We start from the raw sequence: 17,847 nt of genomic DNA on the forward strand, positions 1-17,847 counted from the left end.
CCTTTTTTATTTCATCACGGTCATTTCTGGCTCTTCTATTGGTTTCACACGTTCCTGAATGGGATGAGAAAAAGAGTGCCCTGATAAGACGATATGAGATACTGTTTTGGTAAACCCAGACACTGCCTGAATAAAGGCTTCAATTTCTTCAAGGGAAGCGACAGACAGCTTAATGAAAAAGCATGACTGCCCTGCCACTCGATAAGCAAAAAAAGCGCGTGGATGCTGATTCATAAAAGCCACAAAACGTTGATACTCCCCGTTTAGCACTGTGACTTCCAGCAGGCAGTCAATCATAAGCCCTAATTTTTTATAGTTAACCTGAACCGAATACCCTTCGATAATCCCTGCATCTTCTAATTTACGCACTCTTTCTGCTACCGCAGGTGCGGATAAATTGACCCGCTTGGACAATTCCCTCATAGATAAGCGGGCATCTTCTTTCAATTCATTTAAAATATGCACATCAACATCGGTGATTTTCATTCGTACCTCTCCTATCCAAAAATCGTTCCATTTGAAAAGTATTTTATGATAATACTTATGATGCGAAATGTAAAATAAAACTAAATAATGGTAGAATTTATTTTAACGGAATTGAATGAAAAAGCAAGTTTGGAGGGGTCACCTGATGAAAGAATCTTTAGACAGCCAGGCTTCTAAAACATTTCCCATCACACTTGCCATTGCGCTCACACTTGGCGTCTTTGCGGCGGGATCGGAAGAACTGGTGATTTCACCACTGCTGCCTGATTTATCAAACTCTTTTCAGCACTCTCTTGATATTCTCGCCCTTTCCATCAGCATTTATGGGTTAGCTGTGCTGGTTGGAGCCCCGCTGCTTGTTCCTTTAGGGGACCGGTATTCAAGGGAGCTATGCCTGATTATCGGGCTTTCTTTCTTTTTGATTGGCACTGTAATGTGTGCGGCTGCCCCGAATCTGGCCGTATTTTTTGCAGGCCGTGCTATTTCTGGGCTGGCGACCGGTGTATTTGTGCCAACAGCCTATGCGCTTGTGGGTGACCGGGTTCCTTATGAATATCGAGGCAAAGTGATGGGGCTCATTGTGTCGAGTTGGTCTCTTTCTCTTGTCCTTGGTGTACCAATTGGCGCCTTCATCGGGCAGAGTTTAAACTGGCGATGGACCTTTTGGATTTTCGCCATCATGAGTCTCATTGTCCTGCTGCTCGTCATCCTTGAATCTCGTAAACAAACCGCCACAGCGAATACAGGAACACCTCAAGCTAGGGAGAAAGCTGGCTCTTTATGGGGAGCTTTGAAAATTGATCGTGTCCCCGCCTATTTGACCGTGACATTTTGTAATATGCTTGGATTTTATGGCATGTACTCGTTTTTAGGAGCGTATCTGCAAAGTTTGTTTTCTGGAGGGCAATCGACGGCAGGACTTCTGATCATGGCTTACGGTGTCGGTTTTTCCATGAGTGTATTTACAGGGAAATTAGCAGACTGGTTTGGCAAAACTCGTTCTCTTTTCTTTGTGCTGGGCGGCATTACGCTCGTTCTCGCCTTACTTCCTTATGCTCCTTTCTCATGGACATTGCTGATTTTTGCCCTATTTATTTGGGGTGCCATGCAAAGTTTATCTGTCACGCTTTTGAGCACTGTTCTAAGTGACTGCTCCCAAACCCACCGAGGCAAAGTGATGGCTTTTTATAGCCTTGCGTCCAATCTTGCCGTTATGCTTGGTTCCGCTCTTATGGGACCTGTCTATGTCCATTTCGGCTATCATACGGTAGGGCTTGTATGTGCTCTCGTTACGCTTGTTGGTTTTCTTATTAGCTTCGTCAGCTATAAACGTGAACGAACCTTACAGCAGAAACATAAAAACACATTTGAAACGTAAGTTCAATTCACTGCACATCTAGGTATGTGCAGTTTTTTAGATCAATTTTTAATATCATCATAAAATACATTTTTTATAAATTTTGTTGACAATTGCCAATTTTATTTTTTATAATCTAGTAAAAATTTGAAAAAGATTGGATGGTAAACATGATCTTAAAGAATGATGTTTTTCATTTCAAAGAAGAGCCCATCGTTTCACCTAAGATGTTTACAGTCAATACACTAGGCCCTAAGGGGACAAGCAGTGAATACGCAGCAAAACACTTCATCTCTCATTCCACCACTACTCTCGGCACTCATACGAAACTATCCCTTTATGACACATTCGAAACTTGCATTGAACATACTCTCTCTCACGCACTCCAATACACTCTCGTTCCACACGCATACGAAGGAATCAAACACTTCTACATGAGACCTGACCTGCAGCTCTTACAAATTTTCAGATGTGACACACCCATGTATGGCTTGGCTGTCAGACCAGATTTTCCATTTCAAGAACAAATGCTCCACCATTTAAAAATTGTCTCTCACCCTGCACCTGTCAATTTGATTCAATATTTCATTCACCAAAATGCTGAATTTGAGCTAGTCAATTCGACAAGTACTGCCGCACAAAAAGTAAGAGACGGCGAATTTGATTTCGCTTTAACCAATGAGGTAGCCAGAGCCACATATGGCCTCACCTTCGTTCGAACGTTTAAAAGTATTCCTATGAGCTGGTCCATATTCGGAAAAGGAGAGATATAATATGCAAACTGAACAAAAGACGCAAGAACGATATTTTCCACAAGCCAAAAAAATAGAATGGGAGAATGGTGTCACACAATATTCCACGGTCAGAGGTGATACGGAAGTGCTCATCTCATACATCCCTCCTCACACGATCATTAAACCTCACGAGCATCCCGAAGCACAAATCGGCATCGTATTAAAAGGCGAGCTTCAAATGACAGTCGGCCCATCGATCCAATTACTCACCCCTTTAGAATCAGCCTATATCGCACCACCTTTTGTCCCTCACGGCGCTTCTAACCTGACAGATGAAGAAGTGATTGCTATTGATATTAAGAGATTAAAAGATGGCGAGGAATATACGGCGCCTCCTACTTATTTCTTAGACATTTTCAAAACACGGGATTTACTCCCTGGCATGGAAGTGACCTTTTTTGTTGAGGACTGGATGGAGCTCATGATTGCCAACATTCCTGGAAATGGCGGAGAAATGCCTTTTCATAAACACCGCAATGAACAAATCGGCATTTGCATTAGCGGAGGTTATGATATGACGATTGAAGGCTTTACAGAGAGAATGGAATTTGGTACTACCTACTTTTGTGACCCTAGGGAAGACCACGGGGCGATAAATCCAAAGCCGGAAGCCTCAAAGTCTATTAACCTCTTCTTCCCTCCCCGCTATAATCGGTTGAAGCCAAAAGCGTCTAAGGTGAAGAAATGAACCTCGACGGAAAAGTCGTCCTGATTACAGGAGGTGCATCGGGAATTGGGCTTGCCGCAGTCAAGCTTTTCCTTGAGCACGGAGCAAAAGTCGCAGTGGCTGACATCAATGAAAAAAGCGGCAAACAGCTCGTCGAATCATTGGCGCACGAGCATGTTGCGTTTTTCAAAACAGATATTACGAATGAGTCTGACTGTCAAAAAACCGTTCAGTCTGTGCTGACCCAGTTTAGGACAATCGATGTGCTGATTAACAATGCAGGCATTGAAATTGTCTCTCCCGTTCACGAGATGACACTAGAGGATTGGAACCACATTGTACAGGTCAACCTGACGGGTGTATTTCTCATGAGTAAGCATGCTTTGCCGCATATGCTTGAAAAGAAAAGCGGAAGTATTATCAATACTGGATCTGTCGGAGGTCTTGTCGGCTGGCCTGACATCCCTGCCTATAACGCAACAAAGGGCGGTGTCATCCAGCTCACCAAATCGATGGCGGTCGACTATGCCGCCCATCAAATCAGAGTGAACTGTATCGCCCCAGGCATTATTGATACACCATTAAATGAAAAATCCTTTTCAGACAATCATTCAGAAAGCCTTGAGGTTGTTAAAAAGGAAAAAGCAAAGGTGAACCCATTACTTCGTCTCGGAAAACCCGAAGAAATTGCGAGCGTCATGCTGTTTCTCGCCTCTGATCTATCCAGCTATATGACTGGAAGTGTTGTCACAGCAGATGGCGGTTACACCGCTAGATAAAAAGGAGTGCTTTCATTGAGTAAAAAAACCGTACTTGTCATTGCTGATCTGGGAGGATGCCCGCCCCATATGTTTTATGAAAGCGTGGCTGTATCGTATCATATCGTTTCTTATATCCCGAGACCTTTTGCTATTACAAAGGGACACGCTGAGCTAATCGAAAAATACTCTATTGCGGTCATCAAAGATCGAGATTATTTTGACAAAAACCCTTCTTTTGAACACCCAGATTCGATTTACTGGGCACATGATGATTATCTAAAATCAGAGGAAGAGGTGGTGGATGACCTAGTTCGCGTCGCTTCCTTTTTCAAAGCGGATGCGATCACCACCAATAATGAATTATTCATTGCACCAATGGCAAAAGCCGCTGAGCGACTTGGGCTGCGCGGCGCTGGGGTAAAGGCGGCTGAATTAGCGCGTGATAAAAGCCAAATGAGGGCTGCATTCAACGCGGCTGGGGTCAAAGCAGTAAAAACTCAGCCTGTCACGACTTTAGCTGATTTTCAGCAAGCCATTGAACATATCGGTACACCGCTTATTTTAAAGCCTACATATTTAGCAAGCTCCATTGGCGTGACCCTTTTTCATGACCGATCCGGCAGTGATGATCTCTTTTTAAACGTACAATCCTATTTGCAAACCATTCCCGTTCCAAACGCTGTGAAGTATGAAGCACCGTTTGTCGCTGAAACGTACTTAGAGGGCGCTTACGAGGATTGGTATCAAGACGACGGCTATTCTGATTATGTCAGTGTAGAAGGATTAGTTGTTGAGGGTGAATATATCCCTTTTGTCATTCATGATAAGACCCCTCAAATCGGCTTTACAGAAACGGCTCATATCACTCCGTCGATCCTAGACAATGAAGCCCAGCAAATCATCATTGAGGCAGCGAGGAAAGCAAATGAAGGATTAGGTCTTGAAAACTGTGCCACTCATACAGAAATCAAGCTTATGAAACATCGAGAAACCGGACTGATCGAATCAGCAGCTAGATTTGCTGGCTGGAATATGATTCCGAATATCAAAAAGGTCTTTGGGGTGGATATGGCTAAATTGCTGATTGATGTATTAGTCGATGGAAAAAAAGCTAATTTGCCAAAAGAACTACTTTCTGGACATACGCATTATGTAGCAGACTGTCATTTATACCCTCAGCATTTCAAAGAGAACGGACACATTCCGCCTGAGGCCACACACATCACCATTGATCATGTGCATATTCCGCAGGACACTTTAGTTGGAGATACTGTCATCATCAGCGAATCTGTCCCACCTAAAGGAACATTTGTAGATCTATCTTTATTTGAAGCATTTAATGGCATCGTGTCTCTTGAATTAAAAGGGTCGTCTTCTCAGGATGTTGCCGCCTCCATCCGTAACATTCAAAAGCAGGCAGCCATTCAGTTAATGGATGAATTAGTGAAGGGATAAGAAAGAGAGGATGTCGTGGTGAAGATCTTACCATCTAACATGATTGAACGGCTGCCAGAACAAAAATTTGGAACCGTATTTGAGAAAATTGCGCATAAAACACAACACGGAGCGAACATTGTGAACCTTGGTCAGGGAAATCCTGATCTTCCTACTCCGGCGCACATTGTGAATGCCCTTCAAGAGGCAGCAGGCTCTTTGCAATTTCAGCAATATGCACCTTTTAGAGGCTTTGACTTTTTCAAGCAAGCCATTGCAGATTTCTACAGAAAGGAATTCGGCATTGAGGTTGACCCGAAGAAGGAAATTGCCCTTTTCAATGGAGGAAAAACAGGGCTTTATGTGATGAGTCAGTGCCTGCTTGATCCAGGGAATATTGCCCTCGTCCCCGATCCGGGATACCCAGAATATCATTCAGGTATCTTGATGGCGGACGCAAAGCCACATTGCATCCAGCTTGAAAAGAAAAATGGCTATTTGCCGAATTTCTCTTCAATTGATCCAGACGTGTTAAAAAAGGCAAAGGTGCTTTTCTTAAATTATCCGAATAACCCAACTGGTGCTGTGGCGAATGAAGCTTTTTTTGAAGAGGCTGCAGAATTTGCGTCCGCTCACGATCTGCATGTGATTCATGATTTTGCTTATGGTTCCTTTCATTATGAGCAAAAACCAGTGAGCTTTCTAAAGGCTCCTCTTGGGAAAAACGTAGGAGTGGAATTATATTCTTTATCCAAAACATTCAATATGGCAGGATGGAGAGTCGCTTTTGCTGTAGGCAATGAGGACATCATTCATGCCATTAACGCCTTCCAGGATCATGTGTTTGTCAGTATGTATGGTGGATTTCAACATGCCGCCACCGTCGCTTTACAAAGTGATGACTGTCATATTCAATCATTGAAAGAAGTCTACATTGAACGAATGGCTTTCTTCATCCGTCAAGCGGAGAAGCAGCTTGGCTGGACCATTGAACGTCCAGCCGGCGCCTTTTATTTGTGGGCACCGATTCCTGATGATTTCGAGGATTCTCATGCATTTGCCGACTATTTACTCGAGCATGCAGATGTCGTCGTGACGCCTGGGGGTGTGTTTGGAACACATGGAAGACATCATGTTCGCATCTCAATGGTGGCGCCAATTGAACAGCTTGCCCTTTTTATCGATCGGCTGCATATACTGCCGATTCGTTTTCATCAAAAAACCCGCATATAGCGGGTTTTTCATATTTATATACTTTTCATCGAACCACCATCGACAGATATTTGCTGTCCGGTGACATAGGAGGCTTCCTCTGATGCGATAAATGCCGCCAATGAAGCCATTTCACTCGCTGAACCTACTCTTTGCATCGGGATTCCTGACGCAACAGCCTGTACAGCTTCTTCCCGTGATAATGACTGCTCACGCATCATGTTTTCGATAAACTGTTCATATCGATCTGTAGCAATAAATCCTGGGTTTAAACAATTCACTGTGATCCCTGAAGGCGCAAGCTGTGTGGCTGCATTTTTACTAGCATTGATAATCGCTGCATTCATCATACTGTTCGTAAACATTTGATCACCAGGTTCCTTCCAAAGGTTCCCGACAATTTGAATGATCCGGCCATATTCATGTCTTTTCATCATCGCTGCCGCACGTTTCATCATATCAATGTACGCTAGGGCTTTCTGAGAAAATGCTGCCAGCATCTGCTCGCTTTCACAAGAATCAAAAGTATCTGGCTTCCCTCCTGGAATGTTATTAATCAACACATCCAGTCTGCCATACTCTTTATCTATTGCCGCAAAGGCCTCAGCTCGCACTCCTTCATGCGACATATCACCACAGAAAAGAGACACCGGCTCCTTTGTTTCTGCCATACGCTCAATATGCTGCCGCGCATCTTCTAGTAAGGATTGATTTCTAGAATTGATGATGACCTTTACATGGTCCTGGGCGGCAAGCTTTATGGCGATTGCCTTCCCAATCCCTGTACTTGCCCCTGTTACAAATGCAATTCTTTTAGACAAACTCATCCACATCCCTTTTCTGCTTAACTTAGAAAAATACATAAAATGACACTTACAGAATGTATTTCAACAAAAAAAGACCTTTCTCCTGCGAAAGGCCTTTGTTCTTTATTTAAATGTCGTTTCCCAATCAAATCCGATTGTCTCGTCATTCCAAGCGATTCTCTTTTCATCTGGGTTTTTCGGGTCATAGGATTCTGTCGTGAAATATACAATTTGCAGCGGCGTCTCGCCTAGTACCCGGTAGCCATGTGCGACACCCTTTGGGATGAGGAGGAGCATTGGATTGTCTTCCCCCATATAATACACATCGGTTTGACCCTTTGTAGGAGAGTCCTCACGCAAATCGTATAAAACGACCTGAGCATGACCTGCTGGGAAAAACCAAACATCATCTTGCTTTTCATGATAATGAAAGGCTTTGATCACACCTGGAAAGCTTTTCGACCACGATGCCTGCCCAAAACGTTGCAGCATGGGCTCATCATCTCGAATGAGCTCTGCAAAAAAGCCGCGATCATCACAATGTTTCATGAGTTTTTTCGTTTGTACACCATCAATCATGCTGATGCCATCTCCCTTCTTTCTGCAAAAATTCGTGAAGCGCATCCTTCCAATGTCTCGGCTTCCAGCCTGTGGCTTCAATCGCTTGAAGGTCTAACACAGAATAGGCTGGACGAGGTGTTTGGAAGCCGTACTCTTCTGTGGAAATTGGCTCAATGGTCGTAGACAGGCCGCTTTTTGTCACAATTTCTGACGCAAAGTCAAACCAGGAACAGCTTTCTCGGTTACTGACATGATAAATTCCTGCCTGTTGATCAAATAAATGAATGATGGCCTCTGCGACATCTTTTGTATAAGTAGGTGAGCCTATTTGGTCATTCACGATGCGCAAATGATCCTTTGTTTCTGCGAGCCGTAGGATGGTATTCACAAAATTATGTCCCTCATGTCCGTATAGCCACGATGTACGGATAATTTTCACTTCGTCTGATACAAGATGAAGCAATTCCTCACCAAGCTTTTTACTTTTTCCATAAATGGTGTGAGGATCTGGCTGTGCATCGACTTGATAAGGCGTGTCTGCTTGCCCGTCAAACACATAATCTGTACTGACATGTAGCACATCAGCCCCTATGTTCTTAGCCTCCAGCGCTGTATAGTAGGCGCCAATGCCATTAACAAGATACGCCTTTTCCGTTTCTGTTTCACACTGATCTACAGAGGTATATGCTGCTGCACTGACAACAATATTAGGGCGAAAGTGTCTCATCGCGTGTCTGACTGCTTGCTGGTCTGCGATATTGAGCATGCTCCTCGTTAAGGCAATGACGGTGATGTCTTTCTCCTTGAGCTGTCTGCTCAATTCTTTCCCTAGTTGCCCGCCTGCACCGGTGATTAAAACTTTCATCCGTCACCCTTCTTCGCTCTGATCATATTTGGCATGATACCAATTGATCGTTTTTTCAATACCTGCTTCAAATGATGTCTCCTGCGTCCAGCCAAGCTCCCGTTTTAGCTTACTGGCGTCAATCGCATACCGTCTGTCATGTCCTTTACGGTCTTCAACAAACGCAATACGGTCATGACTGATCCCGAGCTGCGTCAGAATGGTTTTGGTCAAATCGAGATTCGTTTTCTCGTTGCCGCCGCCAATATTGTACACTTGCCCAGCTGTTCCGTTTTCAAGGACCTGCTTTACAGCTCTCGCATGATCCTCTACATACAGCCAATCGCGAATCTGCTGGCCGTCCCCATAAATCGGGATCTTTTCTCCATTGATTGCTTTTCTAATAATCGTCGGTATTAATTTCTCTTCATGCTGATGCGGTCCATAGTTGTTGCTACATCTTGTGATCATTGCGGGTAATTGGTGAGTGTGGATATAAGATTTTACAAGCAGGTCTGAGCTTGCCTTGCTTGCTGAATAAGGATTATTCGGTGAAAGTGGTGTTTGTTCTGTGAAAGCAGGATCATCTGGCTCTAAATCTCCATATACTTCGTCTGTTGAAATATGAATAAGTTTTTTCGCCTTTCCTTTTAAGACCGCTTCAAGCATACGATAGGTACCGAGGACATTTGTTTGAATAAAAGGCTCTGCCGATTCAATACTGCGATCAACATGAGATTCCGCTGCAAAATGAATGATGGCATCATAGACTTCATCAAACGCTTGATCCAGCTCATGTTGAAGAGCGATATCCCCTTGAATAAAACGAAAATGAGACAGCTTTAATAATTCCTCCATCTCCTCTGGGTGACTGGCATATGTTAACTTGTCAAAAACAGTGAGCCGGATATCTGTTTCCTGAAGCAGCAGCTTCACAAAATTCAGTCCAATAAACCCCGCTCCGCCTGTAATTAAATAAGACTTCGTCATTCGTATCCCTCTTTTTTCTTCATCGTTTCAAACATTTTCGTCGATGCTTGGTGGAGAGATTCATGTGTTCCTGCATCAATCCACCATCCTTTTAACATATCATAGGTCAGCTGGCTATTTGAGATATAGAGATTGTTTACATCTGTAATCTCTAATTCGCCTCGATCTGACGGCGAGATTTTCTCAATATATTGAAAGACTTCTTGATCATAAAAATAGATACCCGTGACGCAGTAGGATGAACGCGGATGCTCCGGTTTTTCCTCAATTGATAAAATTCGGTGGTGGGTGGCATCAATTTCTGCAATACCAAACCGCTTTGGATCTGCCACTTCTTTCAACAGAACCTTCGCTCCGCTTTCTTGCTGCTGAAAGGCTTCAACAAAAGGGGTTAGCGAATCCTCAAATACATTATCACCAAGCATTAGCACAAACTTTTCCCCTCCTACAAAGGGCTTTGCGTAGGATAAGCCGTCCGAAATTCCAGAAGCTTCAGGCTGGACCTGATACACAATGTTCATCCCTAGTTCCTGATCGCCTTCAAGTAGCTTTTGAAACAGCGGGATTTGTTCTGCTTGTGATATGACCATTACATCCAATATTCCCGCTTCTTTCAATTTGAACAATGACCAATAAATCATCGGATATGGGCCAACCGGCAATAAATGCTTATTGAAAATCTTTGTTAAAGGTGCCAGTCGTGATCCCTTTCCTCCTGCTAAAATAACTCCCTTCACATCTACACATCCTTATGTTCTTTTTGGTGATGATTCATGAGGTGTATAAGAATGTATTTCACTCGTTCGGTTCCTTTTCCATCAATGAGTGACCGTCCATTGAGATGGATGCTCCTGCGGAGAAAGTAGCTGCCGGATAGTCTGCGAGTAGCACGCCATATATCCTTTTCATCCACAAGGCGACCTAATCCAAGATGGTGACAGGCTCCCTTTTGTGCAAAACGAGTGGCTGTTACTGCTTGGTGGTCTACTTGCGAAAGGACAATGCTGGGCACTCCGATACAAACGGCCTCATATAACGTCATCCCGCCAGCAACAATCGCTAGATCGGCTTCTGCAAGACGGGCAGGTAATTGATCCGTATGACGAATGAATTGAATATGTGCAGCCTCGATTTCTTCTTCGATGCGAGAGGCTTTTCCTGTAACCGCTAGAATGTGTAAATGGCAAGCTTCGAGAAGTGCTGATACAGCCTTTGTTAATAATCCGCTTGGATCACTGCCTCCAAGGCTGATCACCACCTTCTTACATTCTTTGCGAACCTCATATGTGTCTTTTAATTTGCTGATCTCGTGATCTAACAATAAATAAGGTGTTCCATAAAAGTAGTCCGTTCCATTTACTTGCAGGTGCTTTTCATCCAGTCCACCATAAATGCCGTTTACGACAGCATCAGCAAGCTGGCAAGCTTCTGTTCTTTCTTCTTCAAATAAGACCAGTTTTGCATTTCTGGAGGACGCTTTGATCGATCGAAGGAACTGAAGGTCACAATCAAGGACATCGATTAGCAGAAGATTAGGATTTAGCTCTTTTATGTCCTGCTCCATTTGAAGGAATACGTTTGATTCCTGCACCAAATGAACGTGCCATGCTGGATGCGAGAGCATTTCTACACAAATCTGTTCATTTGTATAAAAATATAAGTCGTTTCCTTCTTCAATCAGTTCCTTTGCCAGCCGTTTCATTCTAACGACATGCCCCATCCCTCTTAAAAAACCACCGTACACAACAATCATGATTTTTTTATTCATTCAGCATCCTTCTGTCTCACAAATTGATTCAACCGAACAATATTAGGGTCTTGTTCACAAATGACGATAAGCTCAGCCGTAGGCACAGTAATAGATCCACCGGCTTTCTCAAGTAAACGGGTAGCAAATACATAGTCTTCTTCTGTATCAATCGTGAATCGATAAGCAGGATATGCGAGTTCTTTGGGCGGTGTGAATAATTGCAGTTGAAATCGATCAGGATGCTTTCGGATATACAGTGTGACATGCTCACGCTCCGGCTGCGTAAGGGGAAAATTGTCGATTTCACGTAAAATGGATGCGTCGATCATTTCCCCGGAAATACCGAGTGGCGTTCCAGTCGTATACGTATAATCAGCCTTCTTCCGTCTATGTTCTTCAAGCATTTTCGACAAAAGCGCCGGATCTATAAATGGATTATCTCCCGTTAAACGTACAATGGTTTGTGGTTCAAAATGTTGAGCTATCTTTGCGAATCGCTGCAATACATCCATCTCACTGCCACGAAATACCTTATAGCCCTTTGATAAACAATAATGAGCCAATAGATCATCTTCTGCTTCGACTGTTGTGGCGATCATGAGGTTCTGCGTTTTGTGATTGTAATGATCTGATTGCTTTACCCGTTCAACGATGAAATCGATCAATGCCATACCTCCGATCGGCTTCATCACCTTTTTTGGCAGTCTTGTTGAGCCCATTCTAGCCTGTATGACAAAGAGCACATCATTGATCATTTGTAGACTCCTGCATGAGCACATCTTTCCACGAAACCCCTGTATGGGCTGGAATGTCTCTGACAGCCTTGACGCCAAGTAAAATCTCCATGTACCGCGGATGCAGACCTTGGCTTTTTTGTCCTGGACGTAATACGGCTAGATTTTCTTCGGTCAATGTCTCGCCCTTTGCAATCCCTTTTGTCGTAAAAATCCCTCGATACGCAAATTCACGAATCTGCCCTTCAATGGCTGTTGTCGTTTTAAAAGAACTGCCAAGGAGCTCCTCTGACACAGAATGAGCGTCTGTTTCTGATTGATTTCGGTCCTTTTCTGCCGCTCGAATATGCTGAACCATTTCCTTTAATTCTCCGGGATCGAGTGCAAAGGAATGATCGGCGCCAGGCAGCGTCTTATCTATCGTAAAATGCTTTTCAATCATGGCTGCCCCAAGCTTTACAGCAGCAACAGGGGCTTCAGTAGGATGCTCACTATGATCGGAAAAGCCGATGACTGCCTCAGGAAAAGCGGCGGCTAAGGTTTGGAGCACACGAAGATTCGTGTAAGCTCTAGGTGCTGGATACTTTGCGACGCAATGCATGATGGCGACCTGATCGTTTTGCACGCTTGTAACCGCCTCATATGCTTCATGAACATCTGCAATAGTGGCCCCGGCTGTTGAGAAAATGATGGGCTTTTGAAAAGAAGCTGTGTGACGCAAAAGAGGCAAATGATTGATTTCATAGGATGCGAGTTTGAAAGCTGGGGGATCGGTTTGATTTAATAAATCCGCAGATTCTTCGTCACACACGGTGCTTAAAAATATTAGCCCTTTTTCCTCACAGCGGGTTAATAACACCGGCAGCCATTCTGGCGGCAGCTCCATTTGTTCGACTAAGGAAAAAATGGACACCTCTTCTCCTTTGGCTGTTTCGTATAAACCTGGTTCCTTTTGATACATCCGATCAGCTTGAAACATTTGAAACTTCACTGCATCGGCACCTGCTTCTTTTGCCACATCAATTAAAGCAAGCGCCTGATCCAGCTTTCCATCATGGTTAATGCCTGCCTCTGCAATGATAAAGACAGGCGCACCATCCCCCACTTTGCGATCTCCAATGTAGAAATGCGCCATCTTATCTCTCTCCTTTTTTCGGCCATACATGGTAATACAAGAAGGCATTTGTTGTTCTAAATCCCATCTTTTCATACAGCTGAATGGCGGTTGTGTTATGCAGCTGTGTTCCGGCAGAAATAAAACGATGCCCTCTCTCATAAGAGACCTTCATCATCTCAATAAACAGCTTTTTCCCGATCCCTTTTCCTTGTACATCCGGTCTAATCGCAAACAGCTCAAGCGCCAGCTCCTCGCCCTTGGTCATCCCTTGTATCAAGCCCACGACTTCATCGTTCACCTTTGCTACGATATTGATATCTGCACGTCCGAGCACATTATTTCTCATCCACTCTTGATAGAAATGCTGGACGACATTCTGGTCTAAAAATGGATCGAGGGCATACCGGCTTTTGACAAAAGCCTGATAAGCGAGTGACACCGCCTCATCGTATTCCTTTTCATCCGGCAGACTGATGACCACATCTTCACCTGTTGATGGCATTTCCATGTGAACAGGTGGCGCTTCAAGACGAGTGAGACCGCCCACATAGTACACATGTGACAGCCTTTGGACGATGCGGTTTTTTTCAACATCCGCCGCTTCAAGACGTAAAAAGAAAAAATCGCATTTTTCTGTTCTCATCCAATTGATGAAGCGCTCCATCAATTCCTGAAAAGCAGATGCTGACTCAGCTTCCGCAAACTTCACATGAAAAATATGCTGATCAAATATGCCGCTTTCCCATTTTGACCAGTCGTATAACAGCACTGCTTTCAGCTGGGCGCCACTGACAAGACCAAACTGTTTGAAGCCTTTCATTTGTTCAATTTGTTGACCGTATTTCTCAATCCAAGCGGACAGCACCTGATCGTCTATTGCATGAACGGCCTTCATGAAGATGCCTTCTGTTCTTTTAAAATAGACAGCACCGCAGTGATGACATCCTGCACATCTTCATCTGTCATACTTGGATAAAGAGGCAGTGAGAGAGTCCGCTTGTAGTACGCGAGTGACTCAGGGAAATCCTCTGGTGAATAGTGATAGGTTTGTTGATAGTATGGATGCAAATGAACAGGGATAAAGTGAACACTCGTGCCGATTTTATAGTCCTTTTGCAGCTGATCAATCAGCTCATTGCGTGTGATGAATGCTTCTTTCGGGTCCACTTGCAGTACATATAAATGCCATGCATGTCTTCCCTCATGATGGACTGGCGGCAGGATCAGCCCTGCTTCCTTTTGAAATGCTTGATTGTATGCTTTCGCAATTTGTTCTCTCCGTGCCTGCATATCATCTAAACGGCTTAGCTGAACAAGCCCTAACGATGCCTGCACATCAAACATGTTCATTTTATAGCCAGGTTCCTCGACCTCGTAGTACCACGTTCCTTTTTCTCCATAACGATTCCATGCTCCCTTGCTCATCCCATGGAGTGCTAGTCTTCTGATCCGAGCGGCAAGTGCATCATCATTCGTCGTCAGCATGCCGCCTTCTCCGGTCGCTATATTTTTCGTCGCATAAAAACTAAAGGCAGTCGCATCACCAATCGAACCAACGGGCTGACCGTGGTACGTTGTGTAAAGAGCATGAGCGGCATCCTCAAGCACAAATAAATCGTACTTTTTGGCAATGGCTAAAATCCGTTCCATATCGCACGATTGACCAGCAAAATGAACAGGGACAATCGCTTTTGTGTGTGGTGTAATCGCCGCTTCTAGTTTCTCTGCATCGAGGTTGAGTGTCGCTGGGTCAATATCGACAAATACAGGAGCTGCCCCTGTATGAATGATCGTATTGGCTGTTGCGCAGAATGTCAGAGGCGTTGTGATCACCTCATCCCCATTCCCAATCCCTCTTGCTTTTAAGGCTAAAAATAAAGCAGCCGTACATGAATTGACAGCGATCGCATGTTTTGCACCGGTCAGCTGCCGAAACTCTTCTTCAAACTGTCTGACTTTTGGTCCGGTTGACAGCCAGCCGGATTTTAATGTTCCAATGACTTCGTCAATTTCTTCCTGCTCAATCAACGGCAGGGCATAAGGAAGAAATTGTTCTCTCTTTTTTTCCATATCGCTTGCACACCCCTATCCTCATCTCTGAAAATCCACACCTGTTTTTGTTTGAAGCAGAGAAAGCAGAACATCGGTCGATCGCGCATGCGGATAATGTTGTTTAATGAACTCAGCTCCTTGCCTCTTTGCCAGCTTCATTTCTTGATCATCCGACAAAATACGAATGGCTTTCTCAGCCAGTTCAACAGGGTTTTCCATATGATAGCTGCCAAGCGACTCGTAATAAGGGTATCTTCTGCCTTCTGTCATTTTCCCGATCAGCACACTCTTTTCAAACAGCATCGCTTCAAGGCCGACGGTTGATGTGAGCGTAATGACCATATCCATATAAGGCAATAGGTCATACAAGTCGATTTCTTTTTTAATCAATCTCACATGATTTCCTGCTCGTTCAATGGACACATACTCATTTAATCGGTTTCGGGCAATTTCCCACGGATGCGGCTTCATGATCAACTGAATGTCTTTCCGTTTTGCAATCGTTTTAAGCACATCACCATAGAAGGCTTCTGAAAACGGCTGCGTTGCCACAAGCACGGTCTTTTTGGCAGGATTGAAGTTCAATTTTCGAAAGACCATTTCCTGTTGAAGCGGCGTTCGATCCTTCACCAAATCAAACCTCGGATGACCTGTGATCTCCACCTGTTCCGGCTGACAGCCTTTGTGTACATACCAGTCTTTTTCATACTTTCCAAACACCCCGTGGCACGTCGTGAAAATCGGCAAAAAGGCTTCGTCTCCCATCAGTGCGCCGTGCTGAAGACAGATACTCGTGAGCTGGCGTTTCACAGTTTGCAGTGCAAGTACGCGGCTGTAAGCATCCTCCGTTGTCCCCACAATAATGGCTCCAATTGGCTCCATCTGAAATAGCACTTCTGTCTGGTCAATCACATCAATAAATTGCACAATGTCCTTCCGAAGCTTTTCTCTAAAAAAGACATTGCCAAAGACGGGGTGCTTTGCGTAAGGTTTAAGGAGAGCATTTGCTTTCTCAATATATTCAGCATGGGCTTCTTTATTAACCTCTCCCGCTAATTCCGGCTTGCTGATGACGGGTAAACCGAAATAGTCTGCCTTCTTCCAGCGAGCAAGCACCACCGTTTGACTCGGATGGAACCACGTGTAATTTTGTTCAGTAAAACGCAGATGTTCAAAGTGAAGCAAAACCTTTCCATTCGCCGGACGATAAGCAATACGCTTGATCTGCTGCTTATGTTGATCAAAAAATGGCTGAATCTCTTCCGGCAATGGACAATCGGTTGTCAATTCATGACCGAATGCTTCATCCTCCATACGTTCCCTCACTTCAGGACTGATATATTGATAGAAATTGCTGATCAACCCAAGAGGAATTTGTTGATAGGACAAATCCTTCATGAGATTTACATACTCAAAATACACCTGCCAATAATGATGAATATAGTGCGACACTTTAGGTCACCTCCCATGTCTTTGTTTTAATATATGGCGGAGCTCCCAGCAGGTAGACTGCTCAGGAAGTGCTTGAATAAAGGCACTTTTCTCTTCTTCCGCCAATTGATAGTGAATCGACTGTTCTGTGATGTAATTTGTATCTAACACTTCATCATAGGGATAGAACGGATAAAAATGATTTAATCGAAAAAAGAACCGGGCATCCCCTATTCGATAAAAATGCGGACTCTCGTCCCAGTAAGACCCAAATTCAGCATGAATTTTTGTTAAAATAGAAGCACGATGAACGACCGAGCAATGATCTATGGCACAAGGTGCATTCCATTGCACCGTTTGCGCAGGTCGAATCGTTTCCTTTACCGGCTCTTTATTGCTATTTAAATAGATTACTTTCGATGCAGAATAGACAATATCTTCACCTGGTCGAGCATCTAGATAATGTGTGAGCTTCTCTAAACGGTCCGGGGCATAGACATTGTCATCTGTGGCATAGGAAATATACTCGCCCTTTGCTAGTTCTAAAGCTTGATTAATGAGGACGGCGTATCGGGTTTTCGCTGTTCTCTCCTCCAGCGATTTGACACCGCTTTGGATAAAATGAACACGGGGATCTTTGCGAAAGGGCTCAATCGCGGCAAGGGTTTTTTCATTTGAACCATCGTCCATGATAAATAGTTCAAAGTCTGACAGTGTCTGCTGCAAAACCGCTTCAATCGATCTGCCGACGTAAGCCGCCTTGTTGTAGCTCGTCATAATGACAGTTACTTTTGTCAAAGTTTTCACCTCGGTCTCTTTCAAACTATGTTTATCATATGTGTCTCCTCTTA

General features: G+C 44.0%; 19 protein-coding genes. 6 read left to right on the forward strand and 13 right to left on the reverse strand.

Annotation, left to right across the window (positions count from 1 at the left end; translation table 11 throughout):
* Positions 1-6: 6 nt before the first annotated feature.
* On the reverse strand, positions 7-486 hold the full coding sequence (locus MHH54_RS17335; protein ID WP_342500478.1) for an Lrp/AsnC family transcriptional regulator: 480 nt from the start codon (positions 484-486) through the stop codon (positions 7-9).
* 145 nt (positions 487-631) lie between these two features.
* Here MHH54_RS17335 and MHH54_RS17340 point away from each other — a divergent pair, with 145 nt between their 5' ends.
* The 6 genes from MHH54_RS17340 (at position 632) to MHH54_RS17365 (ending at position 6,732) form a co-directional block, all read left to right on the forward strand.
* The gene (locus MHH54_RS17340; protein ID WP_050944482.1) at positions 632-1,864 is read left to right on the forward strand and encodes an MFS transporter; all 1,233 of its coding nucleotides are present in this window, start codon (positions 632-634) and stop codon (positions 1,862-1,864) included.
* Between the two features lie 149 nt (positions 1,865-2,013).
* Entirely contained in the window at positions 2,014-2,616 is a 603-nt protein-coding gene (locus MHH54_RS17345) for a hypothetical protein (RefSeq protein ID WP_003215386.1), read from the forward strand.
* A gap of 1 nt (position 2,617) precedes the next feature.
* A complete protein-coding gene (locus tag MHH54_RS17350; protein ID WP_106029501.1) occupies positions 2,618-3,325 on the forward strand; it encodes a cupin domain-containing protein in 708 nt (235 codons plus the stop codon).
* Positions 3,322-4,083 (forward strand): glucose 1-dehydrogenase, encoded by a 762-nt coding sequence (locus tag MHH54_RS17355; protein ID WP_106029500.1) that lies wholly within the window; start codon positions 3,322-3,324, stop codon positions 4,081-4,083. Before MHH54_RS17350 ends, MHH54_RS17355 begins: the two co-directional genes overlap by 4 nt.
* Before the next feature lie 15 nt (positions 4,084-4,098).
* A complete protein-coding gene (locus MHH54_RS17360) occupies positions 4,099-5,520 on the forward strand; it encodes an ATP-grasp domain-containing protein (protein WP_106035714.1) in 1,422 nt (473 codons plus the stop codon).
* Between the two features lie 18 nt (positions 5,521-5,538).
* A complete protein-coding gene (locus tag MHH54_RS17365) occupies positions 5,539-6,732 on the forward strand; it encodes an aminotransferase class I/II-fold pyridoxal phosphate-dependent enzyme (RefSeq protein WP_199852790.1) in 1,194 nt (397 codons plus the stop codon).
* Between the two features lie 14 nt (positions 6,733-6,746).
* Here the strand turns inward: MHH54_RS17365 and MHH54_RS17370 are convergent, their stop codons facing one another.
* The 12 genes from MHH54_RS17370 to MHH54_RS17425 all read right to left on the reverse strand — a co-directional run bounded on the left by MHH54_RS17370 (position 6,747) and on the right by MHH54_RS17425 (position 17,794).
* Positions 6,747-7,538 carry an SDR family oxidoreductase gene (locus MHH54_RS17370; RefSeq protein WP_269457876.1) on the reverse strand — a complete coding sequence of 264 codons (792 nt, stop codon included), beginning with the start codon at positions 7,536-7,538 and terminating at the stop codon, positions 6,747-6,749.
* 102 nt (positions 7,539-7,640) lie between these two features.
* Positions 7,641-8,096: a dTDP-4-dehydrorhamnose 3,5-epimerase family protein gene (locus MHH54_RS17375; RefSeq protein ID WP_003215275.1), complete on the reverse strand. Its 456-nt coding sequence runs from the start codon at positions 8,094-8,096 to the stop codon at positions 7,641-7,643.
* On the reverse strand, positions 8,089-8,943 hold the full coding sequence (gene rfbD, locus MHH54_RS17380; RefSeq protein WP_003214612.1) for a dTDP-4-dehydrorhamnose reductase: 855 nt from the start codon (positions 8,941-8,943) through the stop codon (positions 8,089-8,091). Before rfbD ends, MHH54_RS17375 begins: the two co-directional genes overlap by 8 nt.
* Before the next feature lie 3 nt (positions 8,944-8,946).
* The gene (rfbB, locus tag MHH54_RS17385) at positions 8,947-9,912 is read right to left on the reverse strand and encodes a dTDP-glucose 4,6-dehydratase (protein ID WP_342500479.1); all 966 of its coding nucleotides are present in this window, start codon (positions 9,910-9,912) and stop codon (positions 8,947-8,949) included.
* Positions 9,909-10,649: a sugar phosphate nucleotidyltransferase gene (locus MHH54_RS17390; RefSeq protein ID WP_342500480.1), complete on the reverse strand. Its 741-nt coding sequence runs from the start codon at positions 10,647-10,649 to the stop codon at positions 9,909-9,911. The genes rfbB and MHH54_RS17390 overlap by 4 nt, the downstream gene beginning before the upstream one ends.
* Positions 10,650-10,651: 2 nt before the next feature.
* Positions 10,652-11,680 (reverse strand): glycosyltransferase, encoded by a 1,029-nt coding sequence (locus MHH54_RS17395; protein ID WP_106035716.1) that lies wholly within the window; start codon positions 11,678-11,680, stop codon positions 10,652-10,654.
* Entirely contained in the window at positions 11,677-12,417 is a 741-nt protein-coding gene (locus MHH54_RS17400) for a glycosyltransferase family protein (protein WP_003215406.1), read from the reverse strand. Before MHH54_RS17400 ends, MHH54_RS17395 begins: the two co-directional genes overlap by 4 nt.
* Positions 12,407-13,531, reverse strand: coding sequence for an N-acetylneuraminate synthase family protein (locus MHH54_RS17405; protein WP_106029493.1), 1,125 nt, complete (start codon positions 13,529-13,531; stop codon positions 12,407-12,409). Before MHH54_RS17405 ends, MHH54_RS17400 begins: the two co-directional genes overlap by 11 nt.
* Before the next feature lies 1 nt (position 13,532).
* Complete coding sequence (locus MHH54_RS17410) at positions 13,533-14,408, reverse strand: GNAT family N-acetyltransferase (protein ID WP_212045675.1); 876 nt, start codon at positions 14,406-14,408, stop codon at positions 13,533-13,535.
* The gene (locus MHH54_RS17415; protein ID WP_113387471.1) at positions 14,405-15,583 is read right to left on the reverse strand and encodes a DegT/DnrJ/EryC1/StrS family aminotransferase; all 1,179 of its coding nucleotides are present in this window, start codon (positions 15,581-15,583) and stop codon (positions 14,405-14,407) included. The genes MHH54_RS17410 and MHH54_RS17415 overlap by 4 nt, the downstream gene beginning before the upstream one ends.
* A 21-nt stretch (positions 15,584-15,604) precedes the next feature.
* Positions 15,605-17,017, reverse strand: a complete 1,413-nt coding sequence (locus MHH54_RS17420) for a CDP-glycerol glycerophosphotransferase family protein (RefSeq protein WP_342500481.1) — start codon at positions 17,015-17,017, stop codon at positions 15,605-15,607.
* Positions 17,018-17,023: 6 nt separating this feature from the next.
* On the reverse strand, positions 17,024-17,794 hold the full coding sequence (locus MHH54_RS17425; RefSeq protein ID WP_170965962.1) for a glycosyltransferase family 2 protein: 771 nt from the start codon (positions 17,792-17,794) through the stop codon (positions 17,024-17,026).
* Between the last annotated feature and the right edge of the window lie 53 nt (positions 17,795-17,847).

The sequence above is a fragment of the Bacillus sp. FSL K6-4563 genome (genome assembly GCF_038630405.1).
Classification (GTDB): Bacteria; Bacillota; Bacilli; order Bacillales; family Bacillaceae; genus Bacillus; species Bacillus pumilus.